25 protein-coding genes are annotated in these 25,197 nt (G+C 71.7%); 10 read left to right on the top strand and 15 right to left on the bottom strand.

The genetic code is table 11. The features are described from left to right. Positions 1-4 precede the first annotated feature (4 nt). The 7 genes from ABZT14_RS22650 to ABZT14_RS22620 form a co-directional block, all read right to left on the bottom strand. On the bottom strand, positions 5-676 hold the full coding sequence (locus ABZT14_RS22650; protein ID WP_356305644.1) for an isochorismatase family protein: 672 nt from the start codon (positions 674-676) through the stop codon (positions 5-7). Beyond that, positions 669-1,622: an ABC transporter substrate-binding protein gene (locus tag ABZT14_RS22645; RefSeq protein ID WP_356305640.1), complete on the bottom strand. Its 954-nt coding sequence runs from the start codon at positions 1,620-1,622 to the stop codon at positions 669-671. Before ABZT14_RS22645 ends, ABZT14_RS22650 begins: the two co-directional genes overlap by 8 nt. A gap of 287 nt (positions 1,623-1,909) precedes the next feature. Beyond that, the gene (locus tag ABZT14_RS22640; RefSeq protein ID WP_356305639.1) at positions 1,910-2,803 is read right to left on the bottom strand and encodes an ABC transporter permease subunit; all 894 of its coding nucleotides are present in this window, start codon (positions 2,801-2,803) and stop codon (positions 1,910-1,912) included. Beyond that, on the bottom strand, positions 2,800-3,585 hold the full coding sequence (locus ABZT14_RS22635; RefSeq protein ID WP_356305638.1) for an ABC transporter permease: 786 nt from the start codon (positions 3,583-3,585) through the stop codon (positions 2,800-2,802). Before ABZT14_RS22635 ends, ABZT14_RS22640 begins: the two co-directional genes overlap by 4 nt. A gap of 85 nt (positions 3,586-3,670) precedes the next feature. Beyond that, positions 3,671-4,489, bottom strand: coding sequence for an ABC transporter ATP-binding protein (locus tag ABZT14_RS22630; protein ID WP_356305637.1), 819 nt, complete (start codon positions 4,487-4,489; stop codon positions 3,671-3,673). Beyond that, positions 4,473-5,273 carry an isochorismatase family protein gene (locus ABZT14_RS22625; RefSeq protein WP_356305635.1) on the bottom strand — a complete coding sequence of 267 codons (801 nt, stop codon included), beginning with the start codon at positions 5,271-5,273 and terminating at the stop codon, positions 4,473-4,475. The genes ABZT14_RS22630 and ABZT14_RS22625 overlap by 17 nt, the downstream gene beginning before the upstream one ends. A gap of 155 nt (positions 5,274-5,428) precedes the next feature. Continuing rightward, a complete protein-coding gene (locus ABZT14_RS22620) occupies positions 5,429-6,400 on the bottom strand; it encodes an ABC transporter substrate-binding protein (RefSeq protein ID WP_356305633.1) in 972 nt (323 codons plus the stop codon). A 220-nt stretch (positions 6,401-6,620) separates the two neighbouring features. Between ABZT14_RS22620 and ABZT14_RS22615 the strand changes: the two genes are divergently transcribed. The 8 genes from ABZT14_RS22615 to ABZT14_RS22580 all read left to right on the top strand — a co-directional run bounded on the left by ABZT14_RS22615 (position 6,621) and on the right by ABZT14_RS22580 (position 15,581). Further along, positions 6,621-7,376 (top strand): SRPBCC domain-containing protein, encoded by a 756-nt coding sequence (locus ABZT14_RS22615; protein ID WP_356305631.1) that lies wholly within the window; start codon positions 6,621-6,623, stop codon positions 7,374-7,376. Continuing rightward, complete coding sequence (locus ABZT14_RS22610; RefSeq protein ID WP_356305629.1) at positions 7,373-8,215, top strand: FAD binding domain-containing protein; 843 nt, start codon at positions 7,373-7,375, stop codon at positions 8,213-8,215. Before ABZT14_RS22615 ends, ABZT14_RS22610 begins: the two co-directional genes overlap by 4 nt. Further along, the gene (locus tag ABZT14_RS22605) at positions 8,208-10,682 is read left to right on the top strand and encodes a xanthine dehydrogenase family protein molybdopterin-binding subunit (RefSeq protein ID WP_356305627.1); all 2,475 of its coding nucleotides are present in this window, start codon (positions 8,208-8,210) and stop codon (positions 10,680-10,682) included. The genes ABZT14_RS22610 and ABZT14_RS22605 overlap by 8 nt, the downstream gene beginning before the upstream one ends. Continuing rightward, positions 10,679-11,140 (top strand): (2Fe-2S)-binding protein, encoded by a 462-nt coding sequence (locus ABZT14_RS22600; RefSeq protein WP_356305625.1) that lies wholly within the window; start codon positions 10,679-10,681, stop codon positions 11,138-11,140. The genes ABZT14_RS22605 and ABZT14_RS22600 overlap by 4 nt, the downstream gene beginning before the upstream one ends. Beyond that, positions 11,137-12,003 (top strand): alpha/beta hydrolase, encoded by an 867-nt coding sequence (locus tag ABZT14_RS22595; RefSeq protein ID WP_356305623.1) that lies wholly within the window; start codon positions 11,137-11,139, stop codon positions 12,001-12,003. The genes ABZT14_RS22600 and ABZT14_RS22595 overlap by 4 nt, the downstream gene beginning before the upstream one ends. Beyond that, on the top strand, positions 12,000-13,487 hold the full coding sequence (locus tag ABZT14_RS22590; protein WP_356305621.1) for a UbiD family decarboxylase: 1,488 nt from the start codon (positions 12,000-12,002) through the stop codon (positions 13,485-13,487). Before ABZT14_RS22595 ends, ABZT14_RS22590 begins: the two co-directional genes overlap by 4 nt. 76 nt (positions 13,488-13,563) lie before the next feature. Beyond that, a complete protein-coding gene (locus ABZT14_RS22585; RefSeq protein WP_356305619.1) occupies positions 13,564-14,424 on the top strand; it encodes an IclR family transcriptional regulator in 861 nt (286 codons plus the stop codon). 11 nt (positions 14,425-14,435) lie between these two features. Further along, positions 14,436-15,581 (top strand): MFS transporter, encoded by a 1,146-nt coding sequence (locus tag ABZT14_RS22580; RefSeq protein ID WP_356305617.1) that lies wholly within the window; start codon positions 14,436-14,438, stop codon positions 15,579-15,581. Between the two features lie 321 nt (positions 15,582-15,902). Here the strand turns inward: ABZT14_RS22580 and ABZT14_RS22575 are convergent, their stop codons facing one another. From ABZT14_RS22575 to ABZT14_RS22545, 7 genes are all read right to left on the bottom strand, one after another. Beyond that, the gene (locus ABZT14_RS22575; RefSeq protein WP_356305615.1) at positions 15,903-17,051 is read right to left on the bottom strand and encodes an ROK family protein; all 1,149 of its coding nucleotides are present in this window, start codon (positions 17,049-17,051) and stop codon (positions 15,903-15,905) included. A gap of 94 nt (positions 17,052-17,145) precedes the next feature. Continuing rightward, positions 17,146-17,685, bottom strand: a complete 540-nt coding sequence (gene mug, locus ABZT14_RS22570; RefSeq protein WP_356305780.1) for a G/U mismatch-specific DNA glycosylase — start codon at positions 17,683-17,685, stop codon at positions 17,146-17,148. Then, a complete protein-coding gene (gene purB / locus ABZT14_RS22565) occupies positions 17,682-19,112 on the bottom strand; it encodes an adenylosuccinate lyase (protein WP_356305613.1) in 1,431 nt (476 codons plus the stop codon). Before purB ends, mug begins: the two co-directional genes overlap by 4 nt. 11 nt (positions 19,113-19,123) lie before the next feature. Next, positions 19,124-19,939 carry an SGNH/GDSL hydrolase family protein gene (locus ABZT14_RS22560; RefSeq protein WP_356305611.1) on the bottom strand — a complete coding sequence of 272 codons (816 nt, stop codon included), beginning with the start codon at positions 19,937-19,939 and terminating at the stop codon, positions 19,124-19,126. Between the two features lie 90 nt (positions 19,940-20,029). After that, complete coding sequence (locus ABZT14_RS22555) at positions 20,030-21,049, bottom strand: hemolysin family protein (RefSeq protein ID WP_356305609.1); 1,020 nt, start codon at positions 21,047-21,049, stop codon at positions 20,030-20,032. Beyond that, on the bottom strand, positions 21,046-22,404 hold the full coding sequence (locus tag ABZT14_RS22550; protein WP_356305607.1) for a hemolysin family protein: 1,359 nt from the start codon (positions 22,402-22,404) through the stop codon (positions 21,046-21,048). Before ABZT14_RS22550 ends, ABZT14_RS22555 begins: the two co-directional genes overlap by 4 nt. Positions 22,405-22,616: 212 nt before the next feature. After that, on the bottom strand, positions 22,617-23,063 hold the full coding sequence (locus tag ABZT14_RS22545; RefSeq protein ID WP_356305605.1) for a GNAT family N-acetyltransferase: 447 nt from the start codon (positions 23,061-23,063) through the stop codon (positions 22,617-22,619). A 102-nt stretch (positions 23,064-23,165) separates the two neighbouring features. On the opposite strand from ABZT14_RS22545, the gene ABZT14_RS22540 reads away from it, so the two are divergent. Both ABZT14_RS22540 and ABZT14_RS22535 read left to right on the top strand, forming a co-directional pair. After that, the gene (locus ABZT14_RS22540; protein ID WP_356305604.1) at positions 23,166-23,402 is read left to right on the top strand and encodes an antitoxin; all 237 of its coding nucleotides are present in this window, start codon (positions 23,166-23,168) and stop codon (positions 23,400-23,402) included. A 150-nt stretch (positions 23,403-23,552) separates the two neighbouring features. Then, on the top strand, positions 23,553-23,924 hold the full coding sequence (locus ABZT14_RS22535; RefSeq protein WP_356305778.1) for a fic family toxin-antitoxin system, toxin component: 372 nt from the start codon (positions 23,553-23,555) through the stop codon (positions 23,922-23,924). 549 nt (positions 23,925-24,473) lie between these two features. On the opposite strand, the gene bioD is transcribed toward ABZT14_RS22535, so the two are convergent. Further along, positions 24,474-25,190 carry a dethiobiotin synthase gene (bioD, locus tag ABZT14_RS22530; RefSeq protein WP_356305602.1) on the bottom strand — a complete coding sequence of 239 codons (717 nt, stop codon included), beginning with the start codon at positions 25,188-25,190 and terminating at the stop codon, positions 24,474-24,476. Positions 25,191-25,197 lie beyond the last annotated feature (7 nt).

Genomic DNA, 25,197 nt, shown 5'->3' with positions numbered 1-25,197 from the left:
GGGGTCACTCCTCGGGGCGACGTGCGGTGGCCGGCAGGCGGTGCGCGGTTCGGGCGTCGACGACCGCGCCGCACGTCCTCGGGACGGCGAACGGGTGGGCCGCGCGCGCCAACGGCGGACGGTCGAAGCGGTGGGATGCCGCCTCGGTGACGGTCGTACGGACGCGGCCGGAGGTGGTGGTGCCGGCGACCACGAGGGCGTCCACCCGGCGCAGGTGTGGGTGGGAAGCCAACGGGGTGCCGAAGAACGCGCCGACTCGGGACCTGTCCAGGACGAAGTCGCCGCCCGCTGGCTCCAGTCGGGCCGGGGAGGGCCCCTCGTCCACGCCTCGGGCGGTGGTTCCGTCGGCCCACAGCCGGGGTGGGCCGACCGCGCGTGTGGCGTCCAGCGAGGAGCGGATCGCGGGGCGGTAGGGTCCGCGAGCGGTGAGGTGGCGCGGTCCGGTCCGGTCGGCGGGATCACGGGACGCACCGCCTGCCCGGGGGCTCGGAGAGGCCGGTACGACATCAGTCACCAGGGCCACCCCGGCCTCCGGGGGTGGCAGCGCGTCCTCGCTCTCCTCAGCGGCACCGGGGAGCAGCTCGCGCTGGCCGTCCCACGGGGGGCGAGCCCGCGCGGGCGGTACGTCCGTCCCCAGGACGGCACGGTCACCACACACCCCGGCACGGTCAGCCATCGGAGTCCCCGGCCACCAGTTTGTCCAGATCGACCTTGCCCTTGAAGTCGGCGTAGTCGCGCATCGCCTTCAGCCAGACCTTGTGGTCCTGTGGGCGCGGCTCCGCGGCGTACTTGGGCAGCTTCAGGGAGCCGACGACGTCGGCTGGCAGTCCGGTGTAGTCGCCCAGCACTTCGCGGGCCTCGTCCTCGTTCGAGGAGTCCTCGATCCACTTCACCGCGTCGGCCAGCGCCTTGCGGAATCCGGCCAGGGCCTTGGGGTTCTGGTCCGCCCAACTCCCGCTGGTGGCCCACAGGATCAGGCCGATCTCCGGGGCCATCTCCAGATGCGGGTGGGTGAGCAGCACCGAGTCCTTGTCGGCGAGGATCGAGTCGATGAAGGGGGTGACGGTCTCGACCGCGTCGACCCGCCCGGCCTTGAGCTGGTCCTTGCCCGCTGGCGGGTTCACCTGCGCGACCTTGACACTGTCGGGCGAGACCCCGTTCTTCTCCAGCCAGTACTGCGTGGCCAGGTGCAGGGTGCCGGTCTCGTTGAGCACTCCGACCGTCTTGCCGCCCAGGTCCTTGGCGGACTTCACGCCGGTCTTGCCGGAGCCGATGACGGCCGCGGTCGGGTTGTCCTTCACCTCCACGGAGGTGCCGGCCGCCTCCACCACATCCAGGCCCCGGGCGGAGCTGCTGAGCAGCAGGGTGGGAGTGGAGAGCACGATGTCGAAGGACTTGCCGAGTGCGGGCGGCAGCGTCTCGACGTTCTCCACCTTCGTGAACTTCACGGTGAGACCGTGGTCCTCGAAGTAGCCCTGTGCCTCGGCGACCCGTGCGGAGAGTACGCCGGCGTTGGAGTTGTGGGCGATCCGAATCGTGGTGTTGCCGTCCGCGCTGCCACCGTCGCCCCCACAGGCGGTGACGGCGGAGACGGTCAGCAGCGCGGCACCCACCAGGGCCACGGAGCGTCGCCGTCGTACCGGCGGACGGCTCCTGCCGTGCGCAACGGCTTCGTGAGAAGCCCGGAAAGAGTGAAACGGGGATATGGAGAGCATCAGCGCCCCTCAGTTCTGATTCACGACGACTTTCGTCGTGAGTGATCTGTCTGTCGCTGTCCGGCGAAGCGCCTTCTTGGCGCCGTCGGTCGAACCAGGGGTGGGCCACGCGACGGTCCGACGGCGTTTCCGTCGGGCGGCTCCCGTGCTCGCGGCTCGGTGTGGACGTTCCGACAGGAAGGTGGCGGAGCGGCTCAGCCCCCCGACGTCCCCATACGGCGGTTCACGACGCTCTCCAGGCGGGTCACGAACCAGTTGACGAGGAATCCCAGCGCTCCGGCGATCACCAGCAGCCCGTATACCTGCGCTGACATGAAGTTGGACTGCGCGGCTCCGAGCAGCGCGCCGAGGCCGTTGATCCGGGTGACGATCTCCACCAGCAGCGTGATGATCAGCGCCAGAGGCGCGGAGACACGGACACCGAGCAGCACCGCTGTGGTCATTGCCGGAAGGATCACCTTCGTCAGCCGCTCACGCCGACTCAGGCCCAGCGTGCGGGGGACGTCCAGCAGTACGGGGCTGAGGGATCGCCGCGCGGTGCGGCAGGTCAGCAGGATCGGCCAGGTGGCCGGGAGGGTCACGATGACCAGCTTCATCGTCATCGTGTATCCGAGGACCAGCGCGGCCACCGGCACCAGGGAGGCGGCCGGCAGGATGCGCAGGAACTCCAGGCCGGGGCCCAGTGCCCGGTCGGCTGTCCTGTTGGCACCGACGAGGATGCCGAAGGTGGAGCCCAGCACGGTGGCCATGATCAGCCCGAGCAGGAACGTCAGGGTGGACCAGCCCAGCGCGGGTGTGAGGGTGCCCTTCTCCATGAGCGGCTTCACGGCGGCCCACCACTCGCTGGGCGGCGGGTAGTGGGGCGAGTCGGGTTCGCCGAGCAGCTGCCACAGGCCCAGCAACGCGACTAGCGGCAGGAGGCCGAGCACCGGGGTGCTGCTGCGCCGGTCCGGCCGGGTGGGGGCGCCCTCGGGGGAAGCCGAGCGCCGGGTGTTGCGGCGAAGCCGCTTGGAGCGGTCGGAAGGTGGGGGGCCGGCGTCGCCGCCGGCCGCGCTGGAGGTCTGGTCGGGGTTGTTGAGGACGCTCACGCCGAATCACCTGCCGCTGCCATCTGTCCGCGGAACAAGACCCGGGCCAGCGCCATCAGGACGCCGTTCAGCACGATGCCGCAGAGCCCGATGACGACCACGTAGGCGAACATCTGCTCCGGCTGGAGCGACTGGCCCTTCTGGATCAGGGCGAAGCCGAGCCCGGACGGATTGCCGACCATCTCGGCGACCAGGGTGAGGATCAGCGAGATCGCCAGGCCCAGCCGGAGTCCGACCATGATGAACGAGGTGGCGGCCGGCAGGCGTAGTTTCCAGAAGACGGCCGCCGCGCTGAGCCCGAGTACGTGGCCCACCTCGGTGAGCCGGGTGTCCAGACTCCGCATCCCCGCGTAGGTGTTGAGCAGGATCGGCCACAGCCCGGCGTAGAAGGCGACCACGATCTCCATCTGTTGGGTGAAGCCGAAGAGCACCACGGCAACCGGCACGAAGGCCACGATCGGCAGCGCGCGCAGTGCCTCGACGGTGGCCATGGAATAACGCCACATCGGTCGGAACAGGGCGAGCAGCGCGCCCAGCGCGACCCCGGCGACGGCGGCAAGCAGCCATCCCGAGATAGCCGCGGTCAGGGTGTGCGTGAGGTTTTCCTGGAGCTCGCCGCTGGAGATCAGCTCGTTCAGGCCCAGGAAGACCTTGCTCGGCGGCGGCAGGTACTCGAAGGACAGGAGCCCGATGTGGATGGCGACCTCCCACAGGGCCAGCGCACCGACGAAGGTCGCCGCTCCCAGCCAGTTGAGGCGCCGCCAGTCGGGGAGGCGCCGCACGGTCCGGGCACCGGACCTCGCACTCGGCTTGCCGTCGGACGGGATGTCGGGTGCGACGGCTGGATGGCTCGTGTCTTGGACGGTGTCACGCACGGCTGCCTCCGTGTCCCAGGGCCTCGTAGACCTTGTGCCGCAGTGACAGGTACGTGGCCGACTCCTTGGTCGTGATCTGGTCGCGTGGGCTGGGCAGGTCGACGGCGAGGTCCAGGCCGACACCTGCTGGGCGGCCCTCCAGCACCACGACCCGGTTGCTGAGGTAGACCGCCTCCTCCACGTCGTGGGTGACGAACACGACGGTGGTGCCGGTGAGTTCCTGCACCTGGAGAAGCTGGTCCTGAAGGCTGGCCTTGGTCATCGCGTCCAGGGCGCCGAAGGGTTCGTCCATCAGCAGCACCGACGGTCGCATGGCGAGTGCACGAGCGATCTGCACCCGCTGCTGCATTCCGCCGGACAGCCGCCACGGGTACTCGTCGGCGCTGTCGGAGAGACCGACCATGTCGAGCGCGGCGGCAACCCGCTTGGCGCACTCGTCCCTGTCCAGCCTGCTTTCGATGCCCAGTGCGACGTTGCGGCGCACCGAACGCCAGGGCAGCAGTGAGTGGGAGTAGTCCTGGAACACCGTCACCACGTCCGACGGTGGACCGTCCACCGGTACATCCTGGCAGCGCACCGTGCCGCCGGACTTGTCCTGGAGCCCCCCGAGCACCCGCAGCAGCGTGGTCTTGCCGGAGCCGGAGGGGCCGAGGACGGAGACGAACTCGCCCCGTCCGACGGTCAGATCGACGTGTTCCAGGATGACGGCCGCACCAGCCGCCCCGTACAGGGTGACCTGGAGGTCCTCGCAGACGAAGCTGCGGGTCGCGGCGTGCGTCACCGCGCTCTTGCGGTCAGCGGGCGCGGACATCGGAGATCACTCCTTCGTCGGGGCTGCTCGGGTCTCGCGGAGTGGGGGCGGCGTGGAGGGCGGACAACTCCGCCAGCAGGCGTTCGCTGGTGGTCACGCCGCCGTACTTCATCTGGATGTCGAAGAGGTTCGCCGCGTGGGCGAAGGGCGAGCGGTCGAAGCAGGCGTCCTCGGCGACCAGCACCGGGTAGCCGTACGAGGCGCCGTCCACCACGGTGGCGCGCACGCAGCCGGAGGTGGTGGTGCCGACCACGATGAGCGAGTCCACCTGGTGCTGGTGCAGGTACGTCAGCAGCGGGGTGCCGAAGAAGGCGCTGGCCTTGGTCTTCTCCAGCACGAACTCGGCCGGCTCCCCGGGGCCCACGGACTCCGCCGGCTGAGGCACGATCTCGGCCGGGAAGGGAGCCTGGTGGGTACGGCGCGCCAACTCCCCGGCGCGGCTGAGCTTGATGGCGCCGCCGACCACCGCCGCCGCCTCGGGGGAGCCTCTGGTGAGCACTCTGGGAATGCCGGCACGCCGTGCGGACTCCAGGAGCGCGACAATCGCGGGCAGCCGCCGCCAGCCCTCGGGCCCACAGCCGGTCACGTAGTCCTCACCGCCCTCGTCATCCGCGGAGTTGTCCGGGCTCGGGACCTCGGCCGTGCGGCGGCCCAGGAAGGAGAGCGTCACGTCCACCACCAGGAGGCAGGGCCGCCTGCCCAGGCGCACCCCCGCGCCGAATCCGGTGGCGAGCAGGCGTTCCCGCTCAGTCTCGGGGACGACGTTGTCCCAGATGTTCACCATGTGAGGACCTCCGTGGGCGGGCGACGGGTAGCCAGGGGACTGCTGCCGGGAGCTGCGACGGGGCGCGGCACGGCAACGCGCGGGGGTCTGATCGAGCAGTGCGCCATGCGCCGAAGCGGATGTCGGTGCCGTGGCGTGTAGGGCGTGCATCGGGGTCAGTCGCCCTCGTCCGGGACCAGGTCCGACAGCTTCACGTCGCCGTTGAAATTCTCCACCTCGCGCATGGCCTTCAGCCAGACCTTGAGGTCCTGCGGACGAGACTCCGAGGTGTACGCGGGCAGGACGGTGTCCTTGATGACGGCGTCCGGCAGACCGGCGTAGTCCTGGAGCACCTCCAGGGACTCCTTCTCATGCTCGTCGATGTGCTTGATCGCCTTGGCGATGGCGGTGCGGAAGCCGCTCACGGTTTCGGCGTTCTTCTCGGCCCACTGTCGTTGGGCGCCCCACAGCATGGCGCCGAGCTCCGGGGCCATCTGGAGATACGGGTCACCGAGGTCCACCGCGTTTCCCTTGGCCAGCACGGTGCTTCGGAACGGTGCGATGGTCTCCACCGCGTCCACCTGCCCGGCGGCCAGTTGGTCGGCCATCGCTGGCCCGTCCACCTGGACGATCTTCACGCTGTCTTCGGGTACTCCGGCTTCCTTCAACCAGTACTTGACGGCGGTGTGGAGGGTGCCGGTCTCGTTCAGCACGCCGAGCTTGCCGCCTTTGAGGTCCTTGATCGACTTGATGCCGGACTTCTTCGAGGCGATCACCGAGGCGGTGGGGTTGTCCTTGGTGTCCACGGTGGCTCCCGAGACGGCGACCATCGGGATGCCCTGGTTGCTCGCGGAGATCATGTTCGTGGGCGCGGTCTGGACGATCTCGAACGACTTTCCCAGCGCCGGGGGCAACGTGGCGATGTTCTCCACCAGGGTGAACTTCACGTCGATGCCCTCGTCCTTGAAGTAGCCCTGCTCCTTGGCGATCCGCGCTGGCAGGTTCGCGGCGTTCGAGTTGTGGGCGATACGGATCGTGCCGCCGTCGTCACCCCCTCCACCCCCGCTCCCGCCCTCGCCGCCACAGGCGGCGAGTGTCAGGACCAGGAGGGAGGTGGCGAGGCCGGCAGTGAGGCGGCTCTTGGACATGGGAACTCCTCGTGCACCGCGCCGTGCCACGGCGGAAGACGCGTCGGGTACGTCCGACGGCAACACGTCTCCGCTCTGACATGACCTCTATAGCGGACAACTTGTTTCGTATCGAGGAGGCTAGATCTCACGGAATGGCGGGTCAATAGATTGACAGCCATGTGTGACCCGGAGCTATCGTCCCCTATGCAGGTCTAAATGTCTCCCATGGCGGTCACTCATGAAGCTCTCCTCTCAGTTCACCGTCCCCGCCGAGCCCGAGCGGGTCTTCGCGCACTTCCTCGACCCGGACGTGATGCGCACGTCCATCCCCGGCTGTACGGAACTGGCACGCGAGGACGACGCCACCTACAGCGGCCGGCTGGAGAACGTTGTCGCCCATGTCCGTTTCAACGCACGTTTTTCCGCCACCATCGTCTCGATGGACGCCCCGCGCCAGGTGGAGGCGCTGCTCAAGGGCGACGACCGCAAACTCGGCAGCTCCATCAAGGTCACCGCCAAGCTCACCGTCGCTCCCGATCCCGCCGGCTCACTGGTCGGTTACGCCCTGGAGATGGCGCTGTGGGGCAAGGTCGGCCGGCTCGGCGAGGCGATCGTGCGGCGCCGGTCGGTGGAGATGGAGCAGGAGTTCGTCAAGCGCTTCGCCGCGGCCTGCACCGCGGGCGAGACCACCACGGCCACGGAGGACGACGCCCCCGTCCCCGTACCTCACGGCGACACCCGGACCACGTCGCTCGACGAGTCCGCCGCTCCTGCCGCCGAGGCCACCGTCGTAGCGACCGCTGGCTCCGCCGCCCCGGAAGCCGCCCAGCCCGCTCAGCCCGCGCGGGCCGCTGGCGAACCTCGCCGCCTCCCGACGGAACCCGACCGTGGCGAACGGCCTCGCCAGGACGTGCGGGCCCCCTGGTGGCGGCGGCTCATCGACCGGATCCGTCGGCGGTGGAAAGGCGGCGCGGACCAGAGGAGGACGCGGTGACCGACCTGCACATCCCCGAGACCCTGGACGAGGCGTGCTACCTGCTGTCGGACCTGGACGACGCCCAGGTCTACGGCGGTGGCACCGCCATCCAGATCCTGCGTAAGCAGGGCGTGCTGTTCACCGAGGACCTGGTCGACATCGGGCGGATCCCGGGCCTGGACGTACTGGAGGTGACCCCACTGGGGGTGCGGGTCGGTGCCATGGTCTCCATCCGTCGTATGGAGACCGATCCCGGTGTGCGTCAGGTCGTACCGCTGGCCGCGCTCGCCTACGGGCGGGTCGCCAGCCCACGAGTGCGGAACACCGCCCGGGTCGGCGGCAACATCGCCCACGGCGACTACCGGCTGGATCCGCCGACCGCCCTCCTCGCCCTGGACGCGACGGTGGAGACACGGTCCGCCCGGGGCAGCCGCGCCATCCGGGTGCGGGACTTCTTCACCGACTTCCAGCAGACCGCGCTGGAGCCGGACGAGATGGTGACGGCGCTGGTCATCCCAGCGCAGCCGCTCCCGGGGGCCTGCCGCTACGTGAAGATGAGCAGCCTCCGCGAGAGCGACTGGCCCAGCGCCTCAGCCGCCGCACTGGTCACCGAGGAGGGCGGGCGCCGTCGGCTGGAGTTGGGCCTGGGCGCCCTGGCCCCGATCCCGGTCCACCTGTCCTTGGACGTCACCGGCCTCAGCCCCCAGGCCGCGGGCTCGGCGGCCAGGGACGCCGCCGAACCACACCTGGATCCGATCCCCGACATCCGGGGGTCCAGCGACTACAAGCTACGCCTGGGCCGGGTCGCGGTGTACGAGGCCGTGACCGGCGCCTGTGAGGAGCTGAACCATGCTTGAGCAGCGCACCGTCCCCCCGACCATCGAGCCCTCGGTCACGTTGCCGGTCGAAGGCGGCCCCCAGCACACCGGAGTGGGCGCGAGGCGGGACAGGGTGGACATGCCCGGCCGGGTACGCGGCATGGTCACCCATGTCGCCGACGAGCCACAGGGCTCCACGGCGCACCTCGCGGTGCACCGGGCGACGGTCCCACACGCCCGGATCCTCGAAGTCGACACGTCCGAGGCCCTGGCGCTGGAGGGTGTGCAGGCCGTCCTCACCGGTGCCGACCTGTACGCCGCCCTGGGCGAACGCATCCTGACCGGCCCCGCCTTCCAGGACCAGCCGGCGCTGGCCTACGACCGGGTGCGGTACGTGGGCGAGCCGGTGGCCGTGGTCGTCGCGAGCGACCTGGCCACCGCGCGGGCCGCGACCGAGGCGGTGTTCGTCGACTACGAGGAGCTGGACCCCGTCTACGACCTGGACACCGCACTCGCCGGTGAGGCGTTCGTCCACGACGAGCTGCGCCCCTCGGCGGTCTTCGGCGACCTGCGGCATCTCAGTGGAGTGCGCGGTACCAACGTCAACTACGAGTACCACCTCGTGCACGGCGACCCCCACCCGGCCGACGGCGCCTGGCCACAGGCCGCGTACACCGTCGAGCGTCGGCTGTGGTGCCCGCCCACACACCACGTACCGATGGAACTGCCGTGCACGATGGCCTGGGTGGAGGCCGGCCGGCTGGAGATGGTCACCACCACCCAGACGCCGTCCTACGTGCGCCAGACGCTGTCCGACATGCTCGCCCTGCCACTGAGCCACGTACGGGTGCGGACCCGGCCACTGGGCGGCAGCTTCGGTTCCAAGATGTATGACCGACTGGAGCCGCTGACGGCGGCCGTGGCCTGGCTGCTGGGCCGGAAGGTACGGCTGCTGGCCACCCGCGAGGAGGCGTTCCTGCTGACGACGCGGCACGGTGCCCGGGTCACCTCCAGTCTGCGGGCCGACGCCAACGGCGACCTGCTGGCCGCGCACGCCGAAGTGCTCTACGACACCGGCGCGTACGCCGACGTGGGGCCACGGATCACGGCCAAGTCCGGCATGGTGGCCAGCGGGCCGTACCGCATCCCGCACGTGGCGATCCACTCCCGCTGCGTCTACACCAACAAGCCGTCCGCCGGGCCGTTCCGCGGCTTCGGGGTGCCGCAGGTGACGTGGTCGCACGAGTCGCTGGTGGACGAGATCGCCCGGCAGGTCGGCGAGGATCCTTACGCCTACCGACGGCGGCACCTGCTGCGGGAGGGCGACATCGCCGCGATGGGCACGGCGATGCACAGCGCCGACTTCGTGGCCTGTCTGGACGCGGTGGCCGACGCGGTGGACTGGGAGCGGCCGATGGAGTCCGGCAGCGGCCGGTGGCGCTACGGACGCGGCATCGCGGTGGGCATGAAGGCGGTGCTGACGCCCACGGTGGCCAACGCGGTGCTCCAGCTCAACCAGGACGGCTCGGCCAGCCTGATGATCTCGACCGTGGAGATGGGCCAGGGCAGCGACACGATCATGGCGCAGCTCGTCGCCGAGGTGCTGGCCATCGACAGTCACCTGGTGCGGGTCGTGCCCGCCGACACGGACGTCACGCCCTACGACACCATCACCGCGGGCAGCCGCTCCACGTACCACACGGGCAACGCGGTGCGACTGGTCGCCGAGCAGATGCGGGAGCGCCTGCTGGAGCTGGCCGCCGAGCAGCTGAGCGCACCGGCCGCCGAGCTGGAACTGACCAGCGGGGGAGTACGCCGCACCGTGGCCGCCGGGGACGGCGACACCGGCCCGCTGTCCGCGCTATCCGTACCGGACATCGTGCTCGGCCACTTCCGAGCCCGCGGCACGACGCTGACCTGCGCCTCGAACTTCACCACCGAGTGGATCCCCTACGACAAGACCACCGGCCAGTCGGCCAAGGCCACCGAGCACTGGTTCGCCGGCGCGGTCGCCGTACGCGCGGCCGTGGACACCTGGACCGGTCGGATACGGCTGGAGCACCTCGCGGTCGCCGGGGACGTGGGGCGAGCCATCAACCCGGCACTCGTGGAACAGCAGCTCACCGGAGCCGCCGTCACCGGCGTCGGACACGCGCTCTTCGACGAACTGGTCTTCGACCAGGGGCAGTTGGTCAACGGAACCCTGCTGGACTACCAGCTGCCCTCGGTGACCGACATGCCGGACCGGCTCACCCCCATCGTCGTCGAGAGCGCGCACCGCACCGGCCCGTTCGGGGCCAAGGGCGTCGGGGAGACCGGCATCCTCGGCGTCGCCCCGGCGATCGCCAACGCCGTCCGTGACGCCATCGGAGTACGCATCACGGAGCTGCCGCTGACACCGGAGCGCGTGCTGGACGCCTACGCCGCCCACACCGAGTCTCCCGTGGGCCCCGCGCCCAGTGGCCAGCCCGCCCCCGAGTCCGCAGCTTCCGAGGAGCCGTCGTGAAACGCATCAACCTGGTTGTCAACGGAATCCGCCACAGCGTCGAGGTCGGCGATTCCGCGCTGTTGCTCGACGTGCTGCGGGATCAGGCCGGCACCACCGCCGTCCGTGAGGGCTGCGGCGTCGGGGCGTGCGGCGCCTGCACCGTACTGGTGGACGGCATGAGCGTGAGCACCTGCCTGGCCCTCGCCGAGCGGTACGACGGCGCCGAGATCCGCACCGCCGACGGGCTGCCGGCCGACGACGACGTGGTGCGCGCCTTCGTCGAGTGCGGCGCCGCACAGTGCGGCTACTGCATCCCCGGCTTCGTGATGATGACGCACGAGCTGCTCTCGGAGAACCCCGAACCGGACGAGGAGGAGGTGGCGCGCCACCTGGAGGGGAACATCTGCCGCTGTGGCACCTACACCGAGATCTGCCGCGCGGTGACGACCGCCGCGCATCGGAGGGCAGCCCGATGAACACCCACGACCGCACCGTCGGCACGCCACCGGTGGCCCGCGTCGCCACCGCACGCGGCGAGGTCGGCGTACTGGACATCGGCTCGGGACCGGCCGTACTGCTGCTGCACGCGTTGGCGCTGAGCGCCGAGCTGTGGCGTCCGCTGGCGACGAGGGCCGCCCAGGAGACGGGGCTGAGGTTCCTGGCCCTGGACGCGCCCGGACACGGCGTCTCGCCCTGGGACGGGCGGCCGTTCACCGTGGAGGACATGGCCGAGGACGCCCTCTCGGTCCTCGACGCGCTCGGCATCCAGCGGGCGGGCCTGGCCGGCCTGTCGATGGGCGGCACCACCGCCACGGCCCTGGCCGGCGCCCACCCGACGCGGATCGCCGCGCTGGCGCTCCTGGACACCACCGCCTGCTACGGGCACACCCGGGTGAGCGACTGGGAGCAACGCGCCACCCGGGCCGTGGAGTTGGACCGCGCCGAGCAGCTCCCGTTCCAGGTGGACCGCTGGTTCTCGGCCCGCACCCTTGAGGAGCGTCCCGAGGAGGTGCGGCGGGTGTCGAGCATCTTCCTGCGCACTCCGTCCCCCGCGCACGCCGCGGCCTGCCGCGCGTTGGGCGCCGCCGACACCCGACACCTGCTGCCGGCGATCACCGCCCCGACCACGATCATCGTCGGGTCCGAGGACTACGCCACTCCGCCGGCGATGGCCGAGGAACTGCATGTCGGTATCAGCGGCTCCCGTCTGCACGTACTGGACGGCGCACGGCACCTGAGTGTCGTCGACGACCCCCGCTGCTGGCCGCTGGCGGTGGAGCATCTGCGCGCCAGCCTGGAGAAGGGCGCGAGCAACGACGAAGGGAGCGGTGGGACATGACCGGCTACGACTCAAGGGACCACACCGGCGACGCGGGGGCGACCTCCGAGCCGACGCTGAGCCTCCGCACCTGGCTGGACCGGGTCACCGCACTCGGCGAACTCAACGAGGTCATCGGTGCCGACTGGAACCTCGAACTCGGCGCCATCGCCGAACTCAGCTACCGTCGGCGGCCGAGCAAGGCGCTGTTGTTCGACGAGATCACCGGCTATCCCAAGGGGATGCGGGTGCTCACCGGCAGCACCGCCTCGGCCCGACGACTGGGTCTGACGTTGCGGCTGGGAGACGACCTCGACGACGAGGGCCTGGTCGCGGCGCTGCGCGGCAAGCCCGGTGAGTGGGCGGCGCGCGCGTCCGACTTCCCCACGGTGGAGGTGTCCGACGCCCCGCTGCTGGCCAACACGGTGCCCGGAGCGGACGTGGACCTCACACGCTTCCCGGTCCCGCTGTGGCACGCGCTGGACGGCGGCCGGTTCATCGGCACCGGCTGCTTCGTGGTCACCAGCGACCCGGAGAGCGGGAAGATCAACGGCGGCTGCTACCGGATGCAGGTCCAGGACGACGGCCGCAGCGCCACCGTCAACGCGGTGCCGGGCAAGCACGGCGCCCAGAACATCGCCCGGTGGTTCGAACGGGAGGGCCGGGCGCCGGTGACCGTCTCGTTCGGTCACGACCCGGTACTGTTGATCACCGGTGGCACCGAAGTACCCGCCGGCATCTCGGAGTTGGAGTACGCGGGGGCGATCGTGGGGGAACGGGTTCCGGTCGTGCGCGGACGGGAGACGGGGCTGCCCATCCCGGCCGGGAGCGAGTTCGCCGTGGAGGGCTGGCTGCGCCCGGACGACACCCGCTCCGAGGGGCCCTTCGGCGAGTGGACCGGCTACTACTCAGGCAGCCGCCGCCCGCTGCCGACCCTGGACATCAGCTGGCTGCACTACCGGGACGACTGCGTGCAGTTGGGCGCCCCACCCGGCAAGCCGCCGCACGACTACTCGTACATGCGCACGGTGATGAAGTCCGCGATGGTCCACGACGACCTCGTGCGCGCCGGGGTGCAGGGCGTACGGAGTGCCTGGGCTCACGAGGCCGGCGGTGGGCGGCTGTTCGTGGCGGTGGCGATCAGTCAGCGTTACGCCGGGCACTCCCGGCAGGTCGGCCACCTGACCGCCCAACTGCCCGCAGCCGCCTACATGAACCGTTACGTGGTCGTGGTGGACGAGGACATCGATCCCGCCAACCTGGACGAGGTGATCTGGGCGATGTCCACCCGCACCGACCCCGAGAGGGACATCGACGTGATCGGCCGCACCTGGGGCAGCAAGCTGGACCCGATGCTCCAGGAGGGCGCCGCACCCTTCAACAGCCGTGCCGTGGTGGACGCCTGCCGCCCGTACGAACGGCTCGACAGCTTCCCTAGGGTGTCCGAGAGCGATCCCGCGTACCTGCGGGAGATCGCCGACCGATGGGGCGAGGCACTGCGCTGACCGGGCCCCCTGTCGGCCTGCCGGGAACCGCCCAGACCACGCGTTCCCCATGAGATGACCAGACTACGGAGCGAATATGGCGACTGAGGTCCCCGCGGTGGCGGCGACGTTGCGGATCATGGACATGCTGGCGGCGGAGGCGCCCGCCGCGGTGACGCCCAGACGTCTGGTGGACGAGCTCGGACTCAACCGGAGCACCTGCTACAACATCCTCGCCACCCTGCAACGGGCGGGCTGGGTGCTCAACGTCGGTGACCGCACCGGGTGGACCCTCGGCCCGCGCCTGCTGACCATGAGCAACAAGACGACCGAGGCGCTGTCCGCGATCGTCCAGCAGGAACTGGAGAACCTGAGCGCCGAGTTGGGCTTCATCGCCTTCCTCGCCGAGCGCACCGGGTCGGGCGACTACGTGGTCGTTGCCAAGGCCGAGCGGCAGACCGGGGTGCGGGTCACCGTGGACGTGGGTGACAGCTTCCCGTTCTCCGCACCGGCGTTGATGCACGCCTTCGGCGCCTGGGTGCCGGCAGGGGAGTTCGACCACCTGGCGCGACGGCACGGGGTGGTGCGGTACACCGAGCGCACCGTGGTCGACCGAGAGGAACTCGCCCAGTTGTTCAGGGAGGTACGACGTCGCGGATACAGCACCAGCATCCAGCAGTTCAACCTCGCGCAGGGCGCGGTGGCCTCCCCGGTCTTCGACGCCAGAGGACAGGCGACCCGCGCGGTGTGCGTCCTCGCCTTCTTCTCGCAACTGGACGAGAGGAACGTGTCGCACGTGGGCAAGTCCGTCAGCGCCTGCGCGCGACGCATCACCGAGCGGACCGGCGGTGTCCACCAGACCAGCGAGGACTGGGTGGAGGACGCGGCGGACGTCGCCGAGCCGGCCGCGGGTGTGGGGGGCAACGCGACCAGCACGCCAGGCCCGGCCGGCTCCTGACGCGGCGACAGATGGGCCGTCACCCGGGACTGCGCGTACTCCAACTCGCCTCCTTCACCAGCTCGTTCGACCGTGTGATGATCGCCCCCCTCCTGGTGGTCATCGCCGACGAGTTCGGCCTGTCGGTGGCCGACGTCACCACGGCGGCCACCGTCCACCTGGTCGGCTACGGGGCGATGCAACTGGTCTGGGGCCTGCTGTCGGACCGGCTCGGACGGGTGCGCATGATGCGGCTGGCGCTGTTCGTCGCGGCCGTGGCCAGTGTGCTGGGGGCGGCCAGCGGTTCGTTGTCGGCGCTGATCGCCGCCCGTGCGGTGGCCGGCGCGACGTTCGCGGCGGTGATCCCGGGTGCGCTGGTGTACATCGGTGACACCGTTCCCCTGCGCGAACGGCAGGGCCCCATGACTGACCTCATGCGCGGCACCGCCGTGGGCGCGGCGGCGGCCACCGTCGGGGCCGGTGTGCTGGTGGACGTGGCGTCCTGGCGGCTCCCTTTCCTCGCCGTGGGGATCGCCGCGGCGGCCCTGGCCGTGGCGCTGCACGGGCTGCCCGAACCGGCCGCGCGTGCCACTCCCGGTGTCCGGGCGCCCCTGGCGGCGGTCGTACGCAGCCGCTGGGCCCTGCTCGTGCTGTCCCTCGCCCTGGGCGAGGGGTTCGTCATGCTCGCGGTGCTGAACTTCGTGCCCGCCGCGCTTCAGGAGAGCGAGGGCATGAGCGCCACCGCGGCGGGGGCGGTGGTGGCGCTCTACGGGGTGGGGGCGCTGGTGGCGGCACCGCTGGTCAAGCGGCTGTCCGTCTGGGTACCGCGCAGCAGGCTGATCGCGGCCGGCGGGCTGACCGCCGCGCTGTCGCTGTGCGCCTTTCCGGTGGGTCCGGGGCTGGTGGCCATGCTGATCGGCTGCGCGGGGCTGGGCTGCGGCTGGGCGTTCATGCACTCAAGTCTTCAGACCTGGGCCACTGACGTGGTGCCGCACGCCCGTGCCGTCACCGTGTCGCTGTTCGCCACCGTGCTGTTCCTGGGCAACTCGGTGGGCACCCTCGTCGGCGGCCGGCTGTTGGCGGTGTCCAGATTCCAGAACATCTTCCTGGGTTTCGCGTTGTTGGGCGTTCCAGTGGTGGTCGCCGCGATGTGGGGTAGTCGACGCTACGAGAGGTAGACCCGGACCCACGACGCCGCTGACCGGGTCCGCGCGGTGACACCAAGCCGCCCGGACGCCTCCCTGACCGAGTGCCCCTCGGCACGCGCCAGCACGATCCGCGAGCGCCGAGCCGATGACTGCGCTCTCGCACGGCGACGCACCCAGCCCTCCAGCACAGCCCGGGCATCGGCGGCCGACCACGGTGGAACCTTCGGACCCGGACGCCGGGTACCCCACTCACGACGGCCCCTCGCGGAGCGGCGCCCCGGCAGAGTACCCATGGCGGCCGGCGCGGACCCTGGACGTGGAGGCACGGGTGGTCACGGCCGCCGAGGGGCCTCACCCGTCGGACAGGGACAGCAACTCCTCTTCCAGACAGTCCAGGGCACCGCGCAGTGCCCCGGTGGCCACCGCCGACTCACCCAGAGCCGACAACACCACCTGGGGCGGGGTGAGCAGATAGCGGCGCAGGCCCTCGTACAGGGGGTCCAACAGGTCCTCCAGCCCCTCCGCCCAGCCCCCGACGATCACCGTCTGCGGGTCCAGGGCCACCACCAGGGCCACCACGTCGTGCACCAGCCGACTCAGCAGACGCTCTCGCGCCAGGGTGGCCTGGGCGTCACCCCGCTGTGCCCGGAGCAGCATCTCGCCCACCGCGTCCTCGTCCAGGGGTTGGAGCGGTTCGCCGTCCGGGGACAGCAGCCGCTCGGGCGTCAGCTCCTGGCCGCGCAGGTGCAGGGAGCCGATCTCGCCGGCCGAGCCGGTGTGCCCCCGGTGGAGCCGCCCCCCTATCAGGGCGCCCGCGCCGGGGCTGAGGCCGGCCATGACGAACACCGCGTCGTCGACCCCGACAGCGGCGCCCTGCCAGTGCTCGCCCAGTACGGCGGAGTTGGCGTCGTTCTCCACCCGTACCGCGCAGTCGAAGCTGGCGCTCAGCCGCTCGCCCAGGGGGTAGCCGGTCCAGCCGGGAAGGGCGGTGCCCAGCCGGATGGTGCCGTCCTGGCGCACGATCCCCGGCGTGCCCACGCCCACCGCGCGTACGCCCTTGCGGTCCACCTCGCAGGTGGCCAGCAGTTCGTCGACCACCGCCAGTACCCGGTCCATCCGCTGCTGGGCCTCGGTCTCGGCCTCCAACTGCCGGGTGTAGCTGCCCACCAGTTCCCCGTTGAGGTCGGCGAGCAGCACGGTCAGCCTGCGGACACCGATCTCGATTCCCAGCAGGTGTCCGGCCTCGGCCCGGAAGCGGAAGTGCCGGGCGGGCCGGCCCCGCCGTCCGTCGCCGCCCTCCTCCAGGGCCTCGGCGACGAGCCCCGACTCCAGCAGGTTCTCCACCACGCCCTCGACCGTGGGCCGGGACAGCCCGGTGGTACGCGTCAGCTCGGTGAGCGACAAAGCGAGAGCGGGTTCCTGCTCGCGCAGCACGGTCAGCACCGCCGCCGTGTTGATGCGCCGCAGGAGTGAGGGGTCCCCGCTGATGACCTTGCGCACGCTGTGCCTCCAGACCCTGCCTCCGGTGGGCGGATCGTAGCGTTCCCGGTGTCGCCCTTCGAGGGGGCGCCCCGCCTCGTACCCCCGGGTGCGGTCAGTCCCGCCTCGCGTCGGCCCGCAGCCGGGCGTAGGCCCGGGCCATGGACTCCACCGTCCAGTGGGCGTTGAGCCCGCTGGGGTTGGGCAGTACCCACACCCGGGAGGGCCCCACCTGGCGGGGCTGCGGGCCGACCCCGGCGGAGCGCTCGTCGAAGGCGGCGCGGTAGGCGGTGATGCCCACCACCGCGAGTATCCGGGGCCGCAGCCGCTCCACCCGGGCGGTGAGTCTGCCCGCGCCCTCCCGGAACTCCTCGCGGTCCAGTTCGCTGGCCCGGGCCGTCGCCCGGGCCACGACGTTGGTGATGCCCAGCCCGTAGCGGGGCAGTTGGTCCTGCTCGGCCGGGTCCAGCCGGCGCGGGGTGAAGCCGCTGGCGTGCAGCACCGGCCAGAAGCGGTTCCCGGGGTGGGCGAAGTGGTGGCCGGTGGCCGCCGACATCAGCGAGGGGTTGATGCCGCAGAACAGCACGTCCAGGTGGTCGCCCACCACGTCCGGCACGGTACGGTCCCGGGCCGCCTCCAGGTCCTCGCGTCTCAGAGGATCGCCCCGGGGGTGTACGAGGCCGCACGCGGGTGGCGCCTGGTCACCTCGTCGATCCGGTGCAGCACGGTCTCGACCTGGGCCGAGGCCGCCCCGGTGAACGCCAGCCGGTCCGCCATCAGGGCCTCCAACTCCCCCTGGCCCAGGGGGATGCGGGGGTCGGCCGCCAGCCGCTCCAGCAGGCTGTTGTCCGCCGCGCCCTCGCGCAGCTCCAGCGCCGCGCCCACCGCGTGCTCCTTGATCACCTCGTGGGCCCGCTCCCGTCCGACGCTGGCACGCACCGAGGCCATCAGCACCCTGGTGGTGGCCAGGAACGGCAGGTAGCGGTCCAACTCCCGCTCCACCACGGCTGGGAAGGCACCGAACTCGTCCAGCACCGTCAGCAGCGTCTCGACCAGCCCGTCGAAGGCGAAGAAGGCGTCGGGCAGGGCCACCCTGCGGACCACCGAGCAGGAGACGTCGCCCTCGTTCCACTGGTCGCCGGCCAGCTCCGAGGTCATGGAGGCGTACCCGCGCAGGATCACCGCCAGCCCGTTCACCCGCTCACAGCTGCGGGTGTTCATCTTGTGCGGCATGGCGGAGGAGCCGACCTGTCCCTCCCGGAAGCCCTCGGTCACCAGCTCCTGCCCGGCCATCAGCCGGATGGTCTTGGCCAACGAGGCGGGCGCGGCGGCCAGTTGGACCAGCGCGGTCACCACCTCGTAGTCCAGGGAACGGGGGTAGACCTGCCCGACCGAGGTCAGGGTGTGGCCGAAGCCCAGGTGGTGGGCGATCCGCTGCTCCAGGTCCGCCAGCTTGGCCGGGTCCTGGTCCAGCAGGTCGAGCATGTCCTGCGAGGTGCCCACCGGGCCCTTGACCCCGCGCAGGGGGTAGCGCTCCAACAGCTCCCGCACCCGCTCGTAGGCGACCAGCAGCTCGTCGGCGGCGGTGGCGAACCGCTTGCCCAGGGTGGTGGCCTGGGCGGCGACGTTGTGCGAACGGCCGGCCACCACCAGGGTCTGGTAACGCGCGGCCAGTTGGCCCAGCCGGGCCAGCACCGCCACCGTACGGTCGCGGGCCAGCTCCAGGGACAACCGCACCTGCAACTGTTCCACGTTCTCGGTCAGGTCACGCGAGGTCATTCCCTTGTGCACCTGCTCGTGCCCGGCGAGCGCGTTGAACTCCTCGATCCGCGCCTTCACGTCGTGCCGGGTGACCCGCTCCCGCTCCGCGATGGAGGCCAGGTCCACCTGGTCCACCACCCGCTCGTAGTCCTTCAGCGCCTGCTCGGGGACCTCCACCCCGAGGTCCTGTTGGGCGCGGAGCACGGCCAGCCACAGCCGGCGCTCCAGCACGACCTTGTACGCGGGGGACCACAGCGCGGTGAGTTCACCGGAGGCGTAGCGCTGGGCCAGGACGTTGGGGATGCGGGGTTGTTCCGTCACGGAAGCGAATTCTACGGGGTACCCCGCGCGGGGCGTCCGGGCTCCTCCGCCACCAGGGCGCTCAGCTCGGGACGCTTGGGAGCCCGGCCGTCACCGGAGGACCGCCCGGTCAGCCGCCGTCCGATCCACGGGCCCAGATACTGCCGGGCGAACCTCAGGTCCGCGCGGCGTCGTACGGCCCAGGGCACCGGGGTGGGCGCGGGCAGTGGGGCCTGCCAGTCCGACTCGGCCGGGTACCCCAGCCGCTGCCACACCGCCTCGGCGACCCGACGGTGGCCCTCGGTGGTCAGGTGCAGTCGGTCCTCGGCCCAGAGCCTGGGGTCACGCAGCACCTTGGCCGAGAACAGGTCCACCACCAGGGCCCCGTGCCGCTCGGCCAGCTCGTCGATGACGGTGAACAGGGCCTCCATGCGGGGTCGGTAGCGGTGCAGCACCGGGCCCTGGCGGCCCGGGCTGCGCATCAGCACCAGCCGCCCGACGCGAGGGGCGAGGGTCTCGACGCACTCCTCCAGCCGGGCGGTGACCCGGCCCAGGTCGCAGTTGGGGCGCAGTACGTCGTTGAGCCCGCCCACCAGGGTCACCAGGTCCGCGCCCATGGCGGCGGCGGGGGGCACCTGGTCGGCGGCGATCTGTCCGATGAGCTTCCCCCGCACCGCGAGGTTGGCGTAACGGAAGTCGGGGGACCGGGAGTTGAGCCGGGCGGCCAGCAGGTCCGCCCAGCCCCGGTAGGAGTCCTGGCCGGCCGGGTCCGACATGCCCTCGGTGAAGGAGTCCCCCAGGGCGACGAAACTGCGGATGACGGGAGGTTCGGTACGGGTGTCCTTCATGGCGCATACAGGGTATCCCGTTGCTCCGGGCAACCGGTTGCGGGGGCCGGCGCCGCCCCTTCGGGCGAGCGCCGGCCCCCGCAGGGCGGATCAGGCGGTCGGCTGCTTGCCCACCAGCTCCCGCAGCACGTCCTCCATGGTCACCAGCCCGGCCACCGTCCCCCCGGTCCCGGTCACCACCGCGAGGTGGGTGCCGCTGCTGCGCATCGCGGTCAGCACGTCGCTCAGCGGGGTCGTCGCCCGTACCCGGGCGATGGGGCGTCGCGCCGCCAGCGGGAACGGCTGGTCGCGCGGGATCACGTCCAGGGCGTCCTTGACGTGCAGATAGCCCTGCGCGGCCCCCTGGCCGTCGACCAGCGGGAAGCGGGAGAAGCCGGAGGAGGCCGACAGCCGCTCCAGTTCCTCGGGGGTCACCTCCGGTGGGGCGGCGACCACCCGCTCCGGCGGGCGTACCACCTCGGCCACCGGACGGCGGCCCAACTCCAGGGCGTCCCGAAGCCGTTCGGTCGCCCGGTCGTCCAGCAGCCCGGCCTCACTGGACTCGGTCGCCAGCCGGGACAGCTCGTCATCCGAGAAGGTGGCCTCCACCTCGTTCTTCGGCTCCACCCGCAGCAGCCGCAGCAGGGCGTTGGCGAAGGCGTTGATGGTGAACACCACCGGCCGCAGCGCCCGGGACAGCGCCACCAGCGGCGGGCCCAGCGCCAGGGCCGTACGCTCCGGCTCGGCCAGGGCGATGTTCTTCGGCAGCATCTCGCCCAGCAGCATGTGCAGGTACGTCGCCACCGTCAGGGCGATCACGAAGGCGATCGGATGGGTCAGGCCGTCCGGCACCGCCATGGTGTGGAAGATCGGCTCCAGCAGGTGCGCGATCGCCGGCTCGGCCACCACACCCAGCACCAGGGTGCACAGGGTGATGCCCAGCTGGGCCGCCGCGAGCAGCGCCGACACGTGTTCCAGGCCCCACAGCACGCTGCGCGCCCGGCGGTTGCCCTCCTCGGCGTGGGGCTCGATCTGGCTGCGCCGCACCGAGATCAGGGCGAACTCGGCGCCCACGAAGAAGGCGTTGAACACCAGGGTCAGCAGACCGATCAACAGCTGCATCAGGGTCATCGCCCGTCCTCCTCGGTCGGGGAGGAGCCGACGGTGTCCCGCTCCTCGGGAAGCGGGGCCACCAGGTGCACCCGGGCCGCGCGGTGACCGCTGGCGTCGGTGACCTCGATGCGCCAGCCGTCGCACTCCACGGTGTCGCCGACCACGGGGATGCGCCCCAGGTGGAACGCCACCAGTCCGGCCAGGGTCTCGTACGGGCCCTCGGGGGCCCGTAGCCCGATGCTCGCCAACTGGTCGGTGCGGGCCGCCCCGTCGGCGTCGTACCGTGCCCGTCCCTCGGGGTCGGTGCCGGTGGCGACCAGGTCCGGGATCTCCTGGGGGTCGTGCTCGTCGCGTACCTCGCCCACGACCTCCTCGATGATGTCCTCCAGGGTCACCACCCCGGCGGTGCCGCCGTACTCGTCGATGACCACGGCGATGGAGCGTTCACCCCCCGGCATCCGGTCCAGGAGCCGGTCCACGGTCAGGGACTCGGGCACCAGCAGGGGCTCGCTCATCAGCTTGGTGATCGGCAGTCGTAGCCGGTGTTCGGCCGGTACCGCCAGGACGTCCTTGATCCGCACGATGCCGACCACGGTGTCCAGGGTGCCCCGGTACACCGGGAACCGGGACAGCCCGGTGGCCCGCGTCGCGTTGGCGACGTCCTCGGCGGTGGCCTGCACCTCCAGGGCGGTCACCTGGACGCGGGGGGTCATCACGTTCTCCGCCGTCAGCTCCGCCAGGTGCAGGGTACGGACGAACAGGTCCGCGCTGTCCGCCTCCAGGGCGCCCTCCTTGGCGGAGTGGCGTGCCAGGGCCACCAGCTCCTGGGGGGAACGGGCCTGGGCCAGCTCCTCGGTGGGCTCCATTCCGAAGCGGCGCACCAGCCGGTTGGCGGTGTTGTTCAGGTGCCGGATCAGCGGGCTGAAGGCGGCGCTGAACGCCCGCTGCGGCGCGGCCACGGCCTTGGAGATGGTCAACGGACTGGAGATCGCCCAGTTCTTCGGCACCAGCTCACCGACCACCATCAGCACCACGGTGGACAGCGCCGTCCCCAGCACCAGGGCCACCGAGGAGGTGGCCGAACCCGGCACTCCCAGGTCGCCCAACGGGCCGGCGATCAGCCGGGCGATGGAGGGTTCGGCGAGCATACCGACGACCAGGTTGGTCACCGTGATGCCCAGCTGGGCTCCAGAGAGCTGGAAGGTCAGGGAGCGTACGGCGCGCTGGGCGCTGGCCGCCCCGCGTTCACCCCGCTCGACGGCCTGGTCGAGCGCGCCCCGTTCGACGGTGGTGAGGGAGAACTCGGCGGCGACGAACAGGCCACAGGCCAGACACAGCAGCAGCGCCACGAGGAGCAGGAGGACCTCGGTCACCGGTTCACCCCCTCGTCGGGGGCGGGCGGAGAGTGAGGAAGTGCGCTGTCGCTACAACTAGGAGGCTCGCCCATGGGCGGACGCTCACACACCTTTCGTTGGAGGGGGCCGACTCGTTGCCGGGGGCCGACCCCCGCAACGCGGACAGCCATCGTAAAGGACCAGCAAAAGCGGCACTCTGGCAAGCGGCCCTGGTGACACGCGGGCGGCCGTCACTCGTCCAGGAATCTCACCCAACGGTTCCACTGGGGTTGCGGGGCGTAGCCGGCGGCGGTCCAGGCGGCCCGCGCCTGGTGGTTGTCGGCGAGCACCATGGCGTCCCCGCGTCGACCGCCCAGCGTGACGAAGCGGGACTCCGCCGCCCGCAACAGCAGCCGCGCGAGCCCCTGCCGGCGGTACTCCGGGTGGACGGCGAGGCGGTACAGGTGGCAGCGCCAGCCGTCGTACCCGGCGATCACCGTGCCGACCAGTTCGCCCCGCCGCCGGACCAACAGCAGCGCGTCGGGGTCACGTGACCAGAGGCGCTCCAGGCTCTCCAGGTCGTCGCTGATGCTCTCCCCGTGGGCCGCGAGCCGCCAGAACCGCAGCACCTCGGGCAGCTCCGACCGGTCGGCGGCGGTGACACGGGGTTCGCCGGTGTCCAGATCCCACTCCTCCATGGCTCCATGCCACCACCGGGGCCGGCCTCCACGGCCCGGCTGACCGGGATACGGACGCCCCCGCCCTTGCCGTCGCTAGCACCGGAGCGCTAGCGTCGAGGTGTGGCCAAGACGCAGCTGAACGTCCGGGTGGACGAGACCACCGCCGAGGCGGCGCGGGAACGCGCCCTGCAGAGAGGCGTGAGCGTGAACCGGTACATCGAGGAACTGGTGCTCAAGGACGCCGGCGAGGTGGGGCACACCTTCGTCGAGGCGGCGGCCGACTTCATGAAGCAGTACGAGAGTGTCTTCGCCGAGGAGTTCGAGCAGGGCAGCCGTGAGGGCGCCCCGCACGGCTGAACCCCGGCACCTCCACCGTCACGGCCGTCCCCGGCCGAGGGCGCCTCGCGCCCGAACCCCTTCACGGGCCCGCCCGGCCGCGCCGTCGTGATCACCGGCTCTCGGGCCCCACCGCCACGGCAACCGCCACCCACCCCCCGGAGAACCGTCATCACCGTCCGTATCGACCTCGCCTGGCTGTTGATCCTCGCCGAGCAGAAGGCACCCCACGACCCCCGGGTCAGCGACTACGGCGCCCTGGTGGCCGCCGTCGCCCGACACGAGGCCACCGTGCTGGAGCGCCCCATCTACCCCGAACCCCAGGACCGGGCCGCCGCCCTGCTCCAACTACTGCTGCACGTACCGGCGTTGGAGCACTCCAACGCCCTGTTCGCCTCGGCCGTGGCCTACGGCTACCTGGTGGCCAGCGGCGTGAGGGTCACCACCTCGCCCGAGCAGATCCGCGACCTGGCCAAGCTGGTCAAGAACGGTGACGCCGACGTCCACCGGATCGCGGAGGAACTGCGCGGCTGGGGAGGGTGACCGAGGCTCCTCGTTCGCCGGGGCGCCCTCAGCGCCGCACCGCGTGCCCCCAGGGGCGGGCGCGGCGGAGTGGGGGAGGCGCTGGCCGGTCCCGCCCTGGGGAGCACCGGGGCGCTTCGGCCTGAGGTCGGCGTGGTGCGGCCACGTGGGCATCGACGGCCTGTCGGGGGCGCGAGCCACGTGGGGCGTGGCCGGGTCCAGCACCGCGTGACCCCGAGGGGGCGTGGGTGCGGCGGAATACGCGGGCCTGGCGCGCGGCAAGGGGGATGCCGCCCCGGGGCCTCGGAGCATGAGAGCTGAGGTCGGTGTGGTGCGGGCCCGCTCCGGTCCCGCCCATGAGGGGTCCCCGGGTGGGGCCCGTGTCGCGTGACCCCGAGGGGATGTCGGCGCGCCGGAGTAGGCGGGCCTGGCGCGCGGTCGGGCGGCAGCGGAGGCACCGGCCGCCCCGCCCCACTGGTTCGGCGGAGGGCCCAGGGCCAGGTGCGGTCGGGGTCGGGCGAGGTCGGGGCAACGGTCCCGCGACGCCGCCTCAGCACCCTCGGGGGTGGGTCAACTCGCCGTGGGCGCAGGGGTGGTGGGCGACCAGGTCCCACCCCAGTCGGGGGAGAGCCACCCGGGGGCGTCCCCTCGGAACCGCTCCGGGGACAGCGCCGCCGCACCGGCCGGCAGCACCCCCCGTACCGGCTGCCCGGTGACCGTGGGCAGATCGTCCAGGTTGCAGCGGGCGGCCAGGTCGGGGGCGGAGGGCCAACTGCCCACCACCAGCCCGGCGCAGCGCAGCCGACGGTGCTCCAGCGCCTCCACGGTCAGGGCGGTGTGGTTGAGGGTGCCCAGACCGGCCGCCACGACCACCACCACCGGGGCGTCCAGCAGCTCCGCCACCTCGGCCAGGGTGCCGCCTCGTGCGTCCAGGCGTACCAGCAGGCCTCCGGCGCCCTCGATCAGTACCAGGTCGTGTCGGCGCTCCAACTCCCGTGCCGCCTCGGCCACCTGGGCCGGACCCACCGGGGGCGCGCCGGCCCGGCGGGCGGCGGTGTCGGGGGCCAGGGGCTCGGGGTAGCGGGCCAGTTCCTCGCAGGTGACCGTCTCGCCGGCCAGCCGCCGTACCTCGGCGGCGTCCCCCGGTTCCCCGGGGGCCAGCCCGGTCTGGGCGGCCTTGAGCACCGCGACCCGCTGTCCCCGGGCCAGGGCGGTGGCGGCCAGGGCGGCGGTGACCACCGTCTTGCCGACCTCGGTGCCGGTACCGGTCACCACCCGGATGGTCATCGCTGTC

The sequence above is a fragment of the Streptomyces sp. NPDC005438 genome (assembly GCF_040606315.1).
Lineage (GTDB): Bacteria > Actinomycetota > Actinomycetes > Streptomycetales > Streptomycetaceae > Streptomyces.
This window is presented reverse-complemented; position numbering and strand designations above follow the sequence as displayed.